This window comes from Modestobacter sp. VKM Ac-2986, from assembly GCF_026967795.1.
Taxonomy (GTDB): Bacteria; Actinomycetota; Actinomycetes; order Mycobacteriales; family Geodermatophilaceae; genus Modestobacter.
In genome coordinates this window covers 279,148-292,736 of sequence record NZ_JAPVBH010000002.1, presented here as the reverse complement: position 1 = coordinate 292,736, position 13,589 = coordinate 279,148, and the positions used below count along the sequence as shown (strand labels likewise).

Genomic DNA, 13,589 nt, shown 5'->3' with positions numbered 1-13,589 from the left:
GAACGCGTCGGGCGAGCGCCAGCGAGCACGGCTCGTGAGTGACCCCTTCGTCCACCTGCACGTCGCCTCGGGGTACTCGATGCGGCACGGCGCCAACCACCCGGCCGACCTGGTCACCCGGGCAGCCGACCACGGCATGGGGGCGCTGGCGCTGACCGACCGCGACGGCCTCTACGGCGCGGTCAAGTTCGCCCTCGCCGCCCGGTCGGCGGGCATCCGGCCGCTGTTCGGCGTCGACCTGGCCGTCGACCCGGTCGCCGGGGGCGAGCCGACCGGGGCGGGCCGGGTCCGGGCCGCCGACCTGCACCGGGCGCGCCACCCGGCCGGCCGCCGGGCGCCGGCCCGGGGCGGGGCCAGCGTCGACCCGCGGCTGCCGCGGGTCACCTTCCTCGCCAAGGACGGCGCGGGCTGGCGGTCGCTGTGCCGGCTCACCAGCGCCACCCACCTCGCCGGCACCCGCGGTGAGCCGGTCAGCTCGCTGACCCTGGCCGGGGAGCACGCCACCGGTCTTCTGGCGGTGCTCGGCCCCGGCTCCTCGGTCGGCCGGGCGCTGGCCGACGGCCGCGCCGACCTCGCCCGGGCCCGGCTGGCCGCCTGGCGGTCGGTGTTCGGCCCCGGCCAGCTGGTGGTCGAGATCGTGCACCACCGCGGGCAGGGCGACCGGTCCCGCGCGCAGGCGCTGCTGGCGCTGGCCACCGAGGCCGGCGTCCCGGCGGTGCTCACCAACGCCGTCCGCTACGTCGACGCCCTCGACGCCCCCACCGCCGACGTCCTCGACGCCGCCCGCCGGCTGGTGCCGCTGGGGGAGCGGCACGTCGACCGGCGCACCGCCGAGGGGCACCTGAAGTCGGGCAAGGAGATGGCCGAGGTCGCCGAGGACATCGCCGGCCCCGACCGGGACGTCGCACTCCGGCTGCTGGAGACCACCGCCCGCATCGCCGAGCAGTGCGCCGTCGACGTCCGCGACGACCTGGGCATCGGCACCGTGCGCTACCCCGAGCTCGACGTGGTCACCACCGACGCCGAGCGGGGCATGGGCCCGGCGCAGGTGCTGCGGGCCCGCTGCGAGGCCGGGTTCGGCCGGCGGGGGATGACCCCCTCGGGTGCGGTGCGCGAGCGGCTGGAGTCCGAGCTCGGGGTGATCGAGCAGCTGGGCTACCCCTCCTACTTCCTCACCGTCGCCGACGTGGTCGCCCTGATCAAGGAGTTGCGGGTGCGGGCCGCGGCCCGCGGCTCGGGCGCCGGCAGCCTGGTCACCTACCTGCTGGGCATCTCCGACGTCGACCCGATCCGCTACGGCCTGCTGATGGAGCGCTTCCTCTCCCCGCTGCGCCACCAGCTGCCCGACATCGACATCGACGTGGAGTCCGCCCGGCGGATGGAGGTCTACGACGCGGTGATCGACCGCTTCGGGGCGCACCGGGTCAGCTGCATCTCGATGATGGACACCTACCGGGTGCGGCACGCCATCCGCGACGTCGGCGCAGCGCTGGGTCTGCCGCCGGCCGAGGTCGACGCGGTGGCCAAGGCGTTCCCGCACATCCGGGCCAACCAGGTGCACGCCGCGCTGCGCGACCTCCCGGAGCTGCGGGCCAGCCGGATGGGCTCCCGGCGTGGGGGCGGCAGCGGCGACCTGGACCTGATGTTCGACCTGGTCGCCCGGCTCGACGGGCTGCCCCGGCACATCGCGCTGCACCCGTGCGGCGTGCTGCTGTCCGACGCCACGCTGCTCGACCGCACCCCCGTCGAGAGCAGCTACCTCGGCTACCCGATGAGCCAGTTCGACAAGGACGACGTCGAGGAGCTGGGGCTGCTCAAGCTCGACCTGCTCGGCATCCGGATGCAGTCGGCGATCGCCCACGCCATGGACGAGGTGGCCCGGGTCGACGGCGAGGAGCTCGACATCGACGCGGTGCCCCGCGACGACCCGACGACGTTCGAGCTGATCCGCAGCACCCGCACGCTGGGCATGTTCCAGATCGAGTCACCGGGGCAGCGGGAGCTGGTCGGCAAGTTCGGCCCACAGACCTTCGAGGACCTCATCGTCGACATCTCCCTGTTCCGGCCCGGCCCGGTGAAGAGCGACATGGTCACCCCGTTCCTGATGGCCCGGAACGGCTGGCGCGACCCGGTCTACCTGCACCCGGCGCTGCAGCCGGCGCTGGAGGAGACCGCCGGGGTGGTGGTCTTCCACGAGCAGGTGCTGCAGATCGTGTCGGTGATGACCGGCTGCGACCTGGCCAGCGCCGACGAGGTGCGCCGCGCGCTGGGGGAGAAGGACGCCCACGCCGAGGTCAAGGCCTGGTTCGCCCCGCGGGCGCTGGAGGAGGGCTTCGACGTCGAGGTCGTCGAGAAGGTGTGGGAGGTGCTGGTCGCCTTCGGCTCCTTCGGCTTCTGCAAGGCCCACGCCGCGGCGTTCGCGCTGCCCACCTACCAGTCGGCCTGGCTCAAGACCCACCACACCGCGGCGTTCCTGGCCGGGGTGCTCACCCACGACCCGGGCATGTACCCCAAGCGGTTGATCCTCGACGACGCCCGCAACTTCGGGGTGGCCGTGCTGGGGCTGGACGTGAACGCCTCGGTCGGCAGCTACCGGATCGAGCGGGTCGACGGTGACCCGGACGGCGGTGACCCGGACGGCGGTGCCCCCGACGACGGCGGCCGGTACGACAGTGACCCCGACGACGGTGGGCCCGACGAGGACGGCGGGGTGGAGCTCGTGCCCCGGGCGCCCTGGATGCCCGCGGCGATGCCCGAACCCGGGCGGTACGGCATCCGGCTGTCGCTGGCCGACGTGAAGGGCATCAACGACGAGGAGCTCACCCGGATCGTCGAGGGGCAGCCCTACCGGTCGCTCACCGACTTCTGGAACCGGGCGAAGGTGTCCCGGCCGGTGGTGGAGCGGCTGGTGCTGGCCGGCGGGTTCGACTCGATCTACGGGTTCGGGGTCCGCGACAGCGAGGCCGGCCGGCCGGCCCGGCGGCGCGCGCAGCTGACCCGGCGGGACCTGCTGCTGCAGATCGGTGAGCTCGACCGGTGGAGCCGCAGCGGGGCGCGGGCCAGCAGCACCGGCCAGCTCGGGCTCGACCTCTTCGGGGCCGGGGCCGGGGCCGGGACCGACGACGGGGCCGAGCCCGGGCTGTTCGACGACGTCGGTGAGGGCGGCGGGGACACCGGCCAGCCGGAGTTCGTCAGCTCCGGGCTGCCGGAGTTCACCGACGCCGAGCGGGTGCGTGCCGAGCTCGAGGTGCTGGGGCTGGACGCCAGCCGGCACGTCATCGAGTTCTACCGGCCGTTCCTGGCCGCGCTCGGTGCGGTGCCGGCCGCCGACCTGCTGCAGTGCCGCAGTGGTGCGGAGGTGCTGGTGGCCGGGGTGAAGGTGGCCACCCAGACCCCGCCGATCCGGTCCGGCAAGCGGGTGGTGTTCGTGACCCTCGACGACGGCACCGGGTGCGCGGACTCGACCTTCTTCGAGGACGTTCAGGGTCCCTACGCCTCCACCGTCTTCCACTCCTGGCTGCTGGTGGTCCGCGGGGTGATGCGCCGCACCGGTCCGCGCGGGGTGTCGATGCGGGCCACCGGCGCCTGGGAGCTGCCCGCGCTGCACGAGGCGTGGGAGACCGGCGGGCTGGCCGCGGTCGCCGACCTGATGGTCACGCCCGGGCAGTACACCGACCAGGCGATCAGCGGCGCGGCGGCCTCCTACGGTCCCCGGCCGGTGGTGGTGCGCCCGGTGCTGGTGCACCCGACCGGCTTCCGGATGTCGCCCTACGCCGACATCAAGCCCGCCGGCGACGACGCAGCGACCGCCGTGCGCCGCGCGGCGGCCGAGCCACCGCGCAAGCTGTGGCACTCCAGCCCCGGCAGCTCGGGTCATTGAGCCCGGCGACGGGAGCGCTGGACCCGTACGGCCCGGGACCCGCCGAGTCCCGGGCCGCAGCGGTCCAGCTCCCACCTCGGTGCCGGATGCCGACCCGGTCCCCGTCTCCCGCTGGTGTCGACGGCCGCCGGACCGCGTCCAGGGGGTGCGCCCACCGGTACCGGTACAGCCGGCCGTCCGACCCGGTGGACCGGGGCGCTGTCGTTCCCGCCCTGTTGGCCCGATCGATCCCGCGGCGGCGCGTGGTGTCCACCCGGGCGGGTACCAGAGCTCCCGGGCCGGGTGTGGTGCCCGGTCGGCTCCATCGTCGAGAGGCAGACCCATGCCCGAGGTCCCACAGCCCGTCACCGACAACACCATCAAGGTCCGCCAGCTGAGCCACTACCAGTTCAGCTGGACCGCTGGAGAGCCGGGCAAGCCCGGTACGTACACCCTGCAGCTCGTGCTCGACCAAGGCGCCTGGGAGGAGGTCCTCACCCTGGACCCCGACGACGCCGACAACCTGCAGGACCTGCTGACCAACACCGAGACGGTCCACTACGACGTCGAACGGCGCGTGCTCATGTTCGGGGTCACCAAGACCGGCAGCTGATCTCCGGGAGGGCGCCCGCCCCATCGAGCGGGCGCCCTCCCCAGCCCGGCGGCGCCGTCCCCGGGCCCGTCCCTCAGCGGGGACGGCCGTCGCGCGGGCCGAACACGGTGAGCGCCTCGGCGTCGCTGGCCGCCGACCGCAGGAAGTAGTCGGCCCACTCCTGGCGGCGGGGGTAGCCGGACTCGGCGACCACCCGGGCCACCGCGGCGTCCACGTCGAGCGGCGTCCGGTGCAGGGTGACGGCGCCGTCGGCCAGCAGTGCCCAGTGCCCGCCCGCACGCCCGTAGGGCATCCCGACGCTGCCCGGGTTGACCACCAGCCGCCGGTCCACCAGCCGCAGGAAGGGCATGTGGGTGTGGCCGCAGACCACCGTCGCCACCTCCGCCGGCAGGTCGGCGAACACCTCGGCCCACCGCTCCAGCCGGGTGTCGACCAGCACGACCTCCTCGTCGTCCCGGGGCGTGCCGTGGCAGAAGACCGTCGGACCGAAGCCCTCGACGTCCAGCATCACCGGGTGCGGCAGCCCGGCCAGCAGCTCGACCTGGTCGGGGCGCAGCTGCGCGGCCGCCCACCTGCTCACCGGGTCGGGCACGTCGACGTCGGCCCCGCCGGCCAGCGCCACCAGCTCGCGGTCGGCGTTGCCGCGCACCAGCAGCACCCGGTCGCCCAGCGCCGTCAGCCGGTCCAGCACCTCCACCGGTTGCGGCCCGGCCGCGTGGTCACCGGTCACCACCACCAGGTCCGCCGCGGCGACGTCGGGCTCGGCGAGCACCGCCTCCAGCACCGGCAGCACCCCGTGGACGTCGGACAGGACCGCTACGCGCCGCACCATCCGGTCACCCTCGCCGGTCCCGCCTGCCCCGTCCAGAGGGGACGGGGTCCTTCCTCAGACGGGGGCGAAGGCGACGAGCAACTGCCAGCGCTCGCCGTCCTGGCGCTGCACCTGGAAGTCGCGGCGCGACCCGAACCGGGGTTCGGGACGCGGGAGTTCGTGGGCGCGCAGCACCCCGAAGGCCCGCGCCTCGTCGTCGCACGAGGCGGTGAAGAGGTCGGTCGGGCGTCCGTCCCCGTCCAGCAGGCGGTAACTCGGCATGGCGGCAACCTAGGCAGCAGCACCCCGTTCCGGAAGGGACACGCGCGCGGGCGTTCCCTCTGGCACCCCACCCGCCACTCGGACCCCTCCCGGCGGACGGTGCCGTTCCGCCACGGCGCTCTGCTGCGCGCCCGCGGCGGCACTAGGCTCCCCGGGGTGTTGAACCCTCCCGCCGTCACCGCGCAGGCTCCGGCCCGGACGGCGGCGATCTGGGCCGCCCTCGACCCGCTGGTCACCGCGGGCCCCCCGCTGCGCGTGCTCGACCTGGGCGGCGGCAGCGGCATGTTCGCCGTCCCGCTGGCCCAGCTCGGCCACCAGCTGACCGTCGTCGACCCCAGCGCCGACGCCCTCGCCACGCTGCACCGCCGGGCTGCGGCCGCCGGCGCGGGCGAGCAGGTGCGCGGCATCCAGGGCGACGGCGACCGGATGCTCGCCGCGCTGCCCGAGGGCGACCTCTTCGACCTGGTGCTGTGCCACTTCGTGCTCGAGGTGGTCGACGACCCGGCGAGCACGCTGGCCCAGATCGCCGGGGTGCTCCGCCCGGGCGGTCAGCTGTCCATCGCCTCGGCCAACCGGGCCGGTGCGGTCCTGGCCCGGGCCGTCGGCGGCCACCCGGTGGAGGCCCGCGCACTGCTCGCCGACCGCGACCCGGCACCGGCGAGGTCGGGTCCGGCGCGGCGCCGGTTCAGCCCCGAGGAGCTGCTCTCGCTGCTGGCCGCCGCCGGGCTGGAGCCGGGGGAGTGGCGCGGGGTGTCGGTGGTGGCCGACCTGCTGGGCGCCTCCAGCGGCGCCGACCAGGCCGCACTGCGCACCCTCGAGCTAGCGCTGGCCGAGGCCTCCCCCTACCGGGACGTCGCCACCGGCCTGCACGTGCTGGCCACCCGGCCGTGACCTCCCGGCCCCGTCCCGGGCCTGCGACGGACGGGGGCCGCCTCCCCGCCGGCTTCGCGCTGCCCGCCTACGGCAGCGCGTCCCTCGCCGACGTCCTGCCCGGCGTCGCCGCCGCGCTGGGCGTGCCGGTCCGCCGCGGCGACCTCCCGGCCGACCCGCTCGACCTGGTCACCGCGCTCGCCGGTGCCCGCCGGGTCGCCGTCCTGCTGGTCGACGGCCTCGGCGCGCAGCTGGTCGCCGGCCACCCCGCCCAGGCCCCCGTGCTGACCGCGCTCGACCGCCCGGCCGGGGTGCTGTCCGCGCCGTTCCCCAGCACCACACCGGTCAGCCTGACCACGCTGGGCACCGGTCTGCCGCCGGGCAGCCACGGCGTGCTCGGCTTCGTCACCGAGGTGCCCGGCACCGGCGCCACGCTCAACCACGTGCAGTGGCGCGACGACCCCGACCCGCAGCAGTGGCAGGCACAGCCCACCGTCTTCGCCTCCGCCGCCGCCGCGGGCGTGACCTGCAGCGTGGTCGCCCCGCACGCCTTCGCGACCTCCGGCCTCACCCGCGCGGCTTACCGGGGCGCGGAGTACGTGCCGGCCGTCAGCGCCGGTGACCTGGTCGCCGGGATGCTGGACCGGCTGGGTGCGGGCGAGCGCAGCCTGGTCTACGGCTACACCGCCGACCTCGACCTGACCGGGCACGTCCGCGGCGTCGACTCGGCGGCCTGGCGCGCGCAGCTGGGCCAGGTCGACCGGCTCGTCGAGCAGCTGGTCGCCGGCCTGCCCGCCGACGCCGTCCTGCTGGTCACCGCCGACCACGGGATGGTCGACGTCCCCGACGCCACCCGGCTGGACACCAGCACGATCGACGGGCTCGGCGACGGCGTCCGGCTGCTCACCGGCGAACCGCGGGCCCGCTACGTGCACGCCGAGCCCGGCGCCGCCGACGACGTCCTGGCCACCTGGCGGGCGGTGCTCGGCGACCGCGCCTGGGTGCTCAACCGGGCCGAGGCCTTCGACGCCGGGCTCTTCGGGGCCGTCGACGCAGGCCTGGCCGACCGGGTCGGCGACGTCCTCGCCCTGGCCCGCGGCAGCTGGGCACTGCTGGACTCCGCGACCGAGCCGCACGCCGCGGGCCTGCGCGCCTTCCACGGCTCGCTCACCCCGGCCGAGCTGGAGATCCCGCTGCTGGCTGCCCGCGGCCGCGCGCTGGCCTGACTCAGGCGCGCGCGGCCACCTGCAGCGACAGCGGGTGCCAGGTGCGCCAGTGCCCCGGCCGGGCCGCGGCGCAGGTCAGCCGCTGGGCCTCACCGGACAGCCGGCTCTCCACGGTGACCACGACGTCGCCGTCCGGGCCGGCCAGCGTGACCTCGAAGCACTCGGTCCCGGCGGCCGAGGAGTCCAGCGTGCGCACCCCCCGGGGCGGGAGGTCGGCCACGCCGAGCAGCCCGAGCTCGCTGCGGGCGTGGTGCTGGGCGGCCTGCGCCGCGGGCGTCAGCCCGGCCTTGCCGCGCAGCCACGGCAGTGCGACCTCCCCGGCGGCGTGTGCGGCGACCAGCCCGGCGCCGTCCTGCGGCACCTGCCCGTAGACGTACCCCCACGGCAGGACGACGACGTTGGCGGCGAACCGGTCACCGCCCAGGTGGCTGGTCTCCCACACGTCGACCGGCGCCCCGCTCAGCGGCAGTGCCCGGGCCAGCGGTCGCCCGCGCACCGCGCAGCACGCGTCGTGCGCGCCGTGGGTGCAGACCAGGTAGGTGGGCAGCGTGCTGGCCTCGCCGACCGACCCGTCCCAGGGCAGCTGCAGCAGCTCGGCGTCGGAGGTGCGGGTCGACCAGTGCACGGTCTCCACGCCCGCGGTCGTGTCGGCCACCGCCCAGCGCATGCCGGAGTCCGACAGCCGCTCCCCGGGACGCCGCACCATCTGGATCCGCATGCCGAGCTCGCGGGCGCGGGTCGCCAGCCGGGAGGCCACGTGCCGGTCGAACCGGGACTCCAGCAGCGCGTCCCGCCCCCACGGCCCGGGCTGTTCGACCAGCAGCCAGCGCCGGGCCGGGGGTGCGGTGGCCACGGGGGAGTCGCCGCGCAGCAGCGCCTGCACCGAGCAGCGGTCCGGCACCAGCCGGCCCGCGGGGGTGGAGCGCGGCGGGGTCTCCTCCCCGGTGTCCTGGCAGAACTGGGGGTCGGCGCCCGTGGTCTCAGGCTCCGGTGCGGTCGTCACTGTCCCCATGATGCGCCGTTCCGCCGGGGCGGGCGTCGGGGACGATCGCGATCGACTGGGTCACCAGCCGGCGGGCCAGGGTGAGCTGGTCGGCGGCGTCCAGGCCGGGCAGGTCGCCGACCTTGAGCTCACCGGCGGCCAGCAGCGCGGCCAGCGCGGGGTGCGTGTCGGCCGGCAGGTCGTGGGTGCGGCGACCGGCGACCAGCGCGACCCGGTCACCGACCGGCTCGCGCAGCTGGGCCCGCAGCAGCGGGCGCACCCGCAGCACGGTGTCGGCGTCCAGCGCGGCGAGCGCGGTGGACTGCGCCAGCGGTGACACCGGCGCCGGCCGCACCTGCGCCCAGGCCCGCGAGCGCAGTGAGTCGGCCACCGCGGCCGGGTCGACCTCGGCGAGCGCGCGCTGCAGGCCGCTGATCACCGCGGCGACGTCCTCGGTGGTGGTCGCGGGGTCGGCCAGGTCGACGCCCAGCGGCAGCGAGCTGCGCAGCGTCTGGTCCTCGGCGGCGAGCACCCGCACCAGGTCCAGCGCCGACTCCACCGCGCCCCAGCGGGTGACCGGGTGGACGCCGATGGTCAGGTGGGCGCTGATCTCGCCGAGCGCGACCGCGGAGTGGATGTAGCCGCGGGGCAGGTAGAGGGCGTCGCCGGGGCGCAGCACCGTGTCGATCACCGGCGGGCGCTCCGCGGCGGCGGCGACCTCGTCGGGGCGGTCGGTCCACGGGTGGGTGCGCAGCGGGTCGGTGAGCACCGGCTCGTGGATGGTCCAGTGCTTCTCCCCGGCGACCTGCAGCACGAACACGTCGTGCACGTCGTAGTGCGGGGAGAACCCGCGCGAGGACGGCGGGGTGACGTAGGCGTTGACCTGGGTGGGGTGCCCGAGGTCGGCGGCGAGCTGGTTGGCGAAGGCGATCAGCGGCGGCCACAGCCGGTGCAGGCCCTGCAGGACGACGGTGCTGCCCTCGGCGAAGAGCCGCAGCACCGCGTCGGAGGACACCTGGTCGGCCACCTCGGCGCCGGCGCCCTGCGGGCTGGTGAACCGCTTGGGGTCCACGACGGCGCCGTCCTTGGCGATCCGCAGGAACGGCGTGCGCAGTCCGCGGGTGCTCAGCAGCTCGTCGACGGCGTCCAGGTCGAGCAGGTCGGTGAAGGTGCTCCCGAGCTCGGCCGCGGTGGACAGCAGCGGACGGCGGGACCAGTGCTCGTCGGCGAAGACCTGCGGGTCGACGCGGATGCAGCGGCGCAACGCCGGACGGGCGCCGCCCTCGGGGGAGGACGGCGCCCGGTCCTGCAGATCAGGGTCGGGCACGGTCAGGCCGAGCCGTCCGCGCCGCCGTCGTGCTGGCCGGGGGTGCCGCCGCCGGCACCGGAGTCGGCCGGGCCCTCGGCGCCACCGTCGGCACCGCCGTCCGCGCCGCCATCGGCCCCACCGTCGGCGCCGCCATCGGCCCCACCGTCCGCGCCGCCATCGGCCCCACCGTCAGCGCCGCCGTCCGCGCCGCCGTCCTGCTGGCCGGGGGTGCCACCGCCGGCACCGGAGTCGGCCGGGCCCTCCGCGCCACCGTCGGCGCCGCCGTCGTGCTGACCCGGGGTGCCCTCGCCGGCACCGGAGTCGGCCGGGCCCTCGGTGCTGGTCATGTCGTCGTCGTCGAGTGCCATGGGGCTGCTCCGCTCGTCGCTGGTGTCGGTCGCCGGGAGGCGGCCGTCGGGCACTTCCTACCGCAGTGATCCACTCGCCACACATCCGGCGGCGGTGCGGTCGGTCGTGCACGACACGTCCGGCCGGGCCCCGACGCCCGTCGCGCTCGACGGCGTCCCACCCCGGAGGGGTCGACCTGCCGGCGGCGCGGACGTGCCGGGCGCGACCCGCTAGCCTCTCGAACAGGTGTTCGACGGCCGTGGGGACGGCCGCTGAGGGTGAGCTGCACCGGGGGAAGCCGGTGCAGCTCGGGAGAGGGGACGCGCGTGCCCGATCGGGCTGCCGGTTGCACGGTGCTGCACGTCGACATGGACGCGTTCTTCGCCAGCGTCGAGGTGCGCCGCCACCCCGAGCTGGCCGGGACGCCGGTCATCGTCGGCGGGGCGGGCAACCGGGGTGTGGTCACCTCGGCGACCTACGAGGCCCGCGCGTACGGGGTGCACAGCGCCATGCCCACCTCCCGGGCGCTGCGGCTGTGCCCGACGGCCACCGTGCTCCCCGGCGACCTCGCGCTCTACACCGAGGTCTCCCGGTCGGTGATGGCGCTGTTCCGCACCATCACCCCGCTGGTGGAGCCGCTGAGCCTGGACGAGGCGTTCCTGGACGTCTCCGGCTCCGGGCGGCGGCTGGGCGACCCGGTGGCGATCGGGGAGCACATCCGGGCCCGGGTCTTCGACGAGCAGGGCATCACCTGCTCGGTCGGGGTGGCCGGGAGCAAGTTCGTGGCCAAGCTGGCCTCCACCCGCTCCAAGCCCGACGGGCTGATGGTGGTGCGCCCGGCCGAGGTCATGGACTTCCTGCACCCCCTGCCGGTCGGCGCGCTGTGGGGCGTGGGGGCCAAGACCGAGGAGGTGCTGCTGCGACTGGGGCTGCGCACCGTCGGCGACCTGGCGCACGTGCCGGCCCGCACCCTGCAGCGCGCGGTCGGTCAGGCCGCCGGGGCGCACCTGCACGAGCTGGCCTGGGGCCGCGACCCGCGCCGGGTGGTGCCCGACGAGCCCGACCGCTCCACCGGGGCGGAGGAGACCTTCGGCACCGACGTCGACGACCCGCAGGTGATCCACCGCGAGCTGCTGCACCTGGCCGAGCGCACGGCCGGCCGGCTGCGCTCCACCGGCTCGCTGACCCGCACGGTGAGCATCAAGGTGCGCTTCGCCGACTTCACCACCATCACCCGCTCGCGCACCCTCAAGGTCCCCACCGACGTCGGTCAGGAGCTCTACGACACCGCCCGCGCGCTGTTCGACGCCCTCGGCCTCGACCGCGCCCGGATCCGGCTGGTCGGGGTGCGCGCCGAGGGGCTGGTCGACGCCGACGCCACCGCCCGCCAGCTCGAGCTCGGTGCCCGCGAGCACGGCCGCCGGGACGCCGAGCTGGCCGCCGACGCCGCCGCCCGGCGCTTCGGTGCCGGCGCCGTCCGGCCGGCCACGCTGCTGGGCCGCGGGCGCACCCCGGGCACCGGTCCGGCCGGACGCGGACCCCGCCCGAGGGCGGGTCGCTGACCTGCGCCGACGTCGTGTGAGGGGGAGTTCCCGGCCCGGGCGCGTCGCCCCTGTGCTGATGAGAACAGCCCCTGAGGGTGTGTCGCGGTCAACTCACCTTTCGCAGCCCGCAATCGCCTCGTATCCTCGGTGTTCCGCGGGCGGACTGCCGCCGGTGGCTGATTGCACTGCGCACCTGGAGGTCGACGTGCCGCTCTCCGAGCACGAGCAGCGTCTGCTGGAGCAGATCGAGCGCGCCCTCGTCGACGACGATCCCAAGTTCGCCTCGACGGTCCGTACCGGCGACCGGCGACAGAAGGCCCGCCGCAAGTTGCAGCTGGGCGTCCTGCTCGTCGTCGTCGGCCTGGCGATCGTCGTGGCCGGCGTCGCGATCCCCTCGGCCTCGGTGGCCCAGGTGGTCGTCGGCGTCCTGGGCTTCCTGATCGCCTTCGGCGGCGCCACGCTGGCACTGCTCAACTACAAGGGCGCCACCGGCGTCGTCGAGACCGGTCCGGTCGGCGGTGGCCGTCCCGGCCCCGGCGGCTCGAGCCGGGTCGGCAAGGCCCGGCGCCAGCCGATGAAGAACCGGCTCGAGGAGCGCTTCCGCCGCCGCTACGACCAGTAGCAGCCGCGGGGGTCACCCCCGAGCGAGCACCTCCCGGCAGCCGCCGTCCGCACCCGGACGGCGGCTGCCGGCGTTCAGGCGGTGGGGAGGGTGTCGAACAGGGCGCTGACCGACTCCCCGTCGTGGATCCGCTGCACCGCCTGGGCCAGCGCCGGGGCCACCGAGAGCACCGTCAGCTTCCCCGAGGGGTCGGCCGGTGCGGGCACCGTGTTGGTGCAGACGATCTCCAGCACGTCGGGCTGGGCGCCGATCCGCTCCAGCGCGCCGGCGGCGAACAGCCCGTGCGTGCAGGCCACCCGGATCGAGCGGGCGCCGGCGTCGCGCAGCCGGTCGATGAGCTCGAGCACGGTGCTGCCCTTGGCGATCTCGTCGTCGAGCACGATCACGTCCCGGTCGGCGACGTCACCGATGACGGCGTTGATCTGCACCCGGTCGTCGGCGTAGCGCTGCTTGGCCCCGGCGGCCACCGGCACCCCGAGCCGCCGGGCGAACGCCGCGGCCTCCTTGGCGTTGCCCAGGTCCGGGGAGACCACCGTGGTGCGGGACAGGTCGAGGGCGCGGAAGTGGTCGGCCAGCTCGCGCAGCGCGTGCAGGTGGTCGACCGGGACGCTGAAGAACCCGTGCACCTGCGGGGAGTGCAGCGTCATCGCCAGCACCCGGCTGGCGCCGGCGGCCACCATCAGGTCGGCGACCAGCCGCCCGCCGATGGAGATCCGCGGGGCGTCCTTCTTGTCCGACCGCGCGTAGGCGTAGTGGGGGAGGACCACGGTGATCCGGGCGGCCGAGGCGCCCCGGGCCGCGTCGATCATCAGCAGCAGCTCGACCAGGTTCTCCTGCACCGGGGTCACCAGCGACTGCACGAGGTAGACGTCGCGCTCCCGGCAGTTGGCCTGCAGCTGCACCTCGAGGCAGTCGTTGGCGAACCGGGTGACGCGCACCGGCTGCAGCGGGACGCCCAGCTGGGCGCACAGCTCCGCGGCGAGCTCGGGATGGGAGCTGCCGGCGAAGACGGCTATCTCACGCACAGGGGCACTCCGGTGCTGGTCGGGGACGCCGGCAGCGGCACGGTCACCGGCGGGGCAACCGTAGCCAGGCCCGGCCGCCGCCCGCGGGGCGGGCGGCG

General features: G+C 75.8%; 12 protein-coding genes. 6 read left to right on the top strand and 6 right to left on the bottom strand.

What is annotated here, in order from left to right; translation table 11 throughout:
* Window positions 1-34 precede the first annotated feature (34 nt).
* Together O2W14_RS05635 and O2W14_RS05630 are read left to right on the top strand one after the other, a co-directional pair.
* Window positions 35-3,880, top strand: a complete 3,846-nt coding sequence (locus O2W14_RS05635) for a DNA polymerase III subunit alpha (RefSeq protein ID WP_269175098.1) — start codon at window positions 35-37, stop codon at window positions 3,878-3,880.
* Window positions 3,881-4,202: 322 nt separating this feature from the next.
* Window positions 4,203-4,472 (top strand): hypothetical protein, encoded by a 270-nt coding sequence (locus O2W14_RS05630; protein WP_269175097.1) that lies wholly within the window; start codon window positions 4,203-4,205, stop codon window positions 4,470-4,472.
* Between the two features lie 73 nt (window positions 4,473-4,545).
* Here the strand turns inward: O2W14_RS05630 and O2W14_RS05625 are convergent, their stop codons facing one another.
* Complete coding sequence (locus tag O2W14_RS05625; protein ID WP_269175096.1) at window positions 4,546-5,304, bottom strand: metallophosphoesterase family protein; 759 nt, start codon at window positions 5,302-5,304, stop codon at window positions 4,546-4,548.
* A gap of 54 nt (window positions 5,305-5,358) precedes the next feature.
* Window positions 5,359-5,565, bottom strand: a complete 207-nt coding sequence (locus O2W14_RS05620; RefSeq protein ID WP_269175095.1) for a hypothetical protein — start codon at window positions 5,563-5,565, stop codon at window positions 5,359-5,361.
* 156 nt (window positions 5,566-5,721) lie between these two features.
* Between O2W14_RS05620 and O2W14_RS05615 the strand changes: the two genes are divergently transcribed.
* Together O2W14_RS05615 and O2W14_RS05610 are read left to right on the top strand one after the other, a co-directional pair.
* On the top strand, window positions 5,722-6,456 hold the full coding sequence (locus O2W14_RS05615; protein ID WP_269175094.1) for a class I SAM-dependent methyltransferase: 735 nt from the start codon (window positions 5,722-5,724) through the stop codon (window positions 6,454-6,456).
* Window positions 6,453-7,661 (top strand): alkaline phosphatase family protein, encoded by a 1,209-nt coding sequence (locus O2W14_RS05610; RefSeq protein ID WP_269175093.1) that lies wholly within the window; start codon window positions 6,453-6,455, stop codon window positions 7,659-7,661. Before O2W14_RS05615 ends, O2W14_RS05610 begins: the two co-directional genes overlap by 4 nt.
* Window position 7,662: 1 nt before the next feature.
* Here the strand turns inward: O2W14_RS05610 and O2W14_RS05605 are convergent, their stop codons facing one another.
* The 3 genes from O2W14_RS05605 to O2W14_RS05595 are packed head-to-tail and all read right to left on the bottom strand — an operon-like array spanning window position 7,663 to window position 10,320.
* Window positions 7,663-8,673 carry a sucrase ferredoxin gene (locus O2W14_RS05605; protein WP_442928827.1) on the bottom strand — a complete coding sequence of 337 codons (1,011 nt, stop codon included), beginning with the start codon at window positions 8,671-8,673 and terminating at the stop codon, window positions 7,663-7,665.
* Window positions 8,642-9,970: a cupin domain-containing protein gene (locus O2W14_RS05600; RefSeq protein WP_269175091.1), complete on the bottom strand. Its 1,329-nt coding sequence runs from the start codon at window positions 9,968-9,970 to the stop codon at window positions 8,642-8,644. The genes O2W14_RS05605 and O2W14_RS05600 overlap by 32 nt, the downstream gene beginning before the upstream one ends.
* Before the next feature lie 2 nt (window positions 9,971-9,972).
* Window positions 9,973-10,320, bottom strand: coding sequence for a BatC protein (locus O2W14_RS05595; RefSeq protein ID WP_269175090.1), 348 nt, complete (start codon window positions 10,318-10,320; stop codon window positions 9,973-9,975).
* A gap of 306 nt (window positions 10,321-10,626) precedes the next feature.
* Here O2W14_RS05595 and dinB point away from each other — a divergent pair, with 306 nt between their 5' ends.
* A complete protein-coding gene (gene dinB, locus O2W14_RS05590; protein WP_269175089.1) occupies window positions 10,627-11,862 on the top strand; it encodes a DNA polymerase IV in 1,236 nt (411 codons plus the stop codon).
* A 154-nt stretch (window positions 11,863-12,016) separates the two neighbouring features.
* Window positions 12,017-12,466: a DUF3040 domain-containing protein gene (locus O2W14_RS05585; protein WP_269175088.1), complete on the top strand. Its 450-nt coding sequence runs from the start codon at window positions 12,017-12,019 to the stop codon at window positions 12,464-12,466.
* 74 nt (window positions 12,467-12,540) lie between these two features.
* On the opposite strand, the gene O2W14_RS05580 is transcribed toward O2W14_RS05585, so the two are convergent.
* Window positions 12,541-13,491, bottom strand: coding sequence for a ribose-phosphate diphosphokinase (locus tag O2W14_RS05580; RefSeq protein WP_269175087.1), 951 nt, complete (start codon window positions 13,489-13,491; stop codon window positions 12,541-12,543).
* Between the last annotated feature and the right edge of the window lie 98 nt (window positions 13,492-13,589).

Bases quoted from the DNA above. Each gene is read 5' to 3' on its own strand.
- O2W14_RS05630 (WP_269175097.1), top strand. From the start codon at position 4,203: ATGCCCGAGGTCCCACAGCCCGTCACCGACAACACCATCAAGGTCCGC.
- O2W14_RS05625 (WP_269175096.1), bottom strand. From the start codon at position 5,304: ATGGTGCGGCGCGTAGCGGTCCTGTCCGACGTCCACGGGGTGCTGCCG.
- O2W14_RS05620 (WP_269175095.1), bottom strand. From the start codon at position 5,565: ATGCCGAGTTACCGCCTGCTGGACGGGGACGGACGCCCGACCGACCTC.
- O2W14_RS05605 (WP_442928827.1), bottom strand. From the start codon at position 8,673: ATGGGGACAGTGACGACCGCACCGGAGCCTGAGACCACGGGCGCCGAC.
- O2W14_RS05595 (WP_269175090.1), bottom strand. From the start codon at position 10,320: ATGGCACTCGACGACGACGACATGACCAGCACCGAGGGCCCGGCCGAC.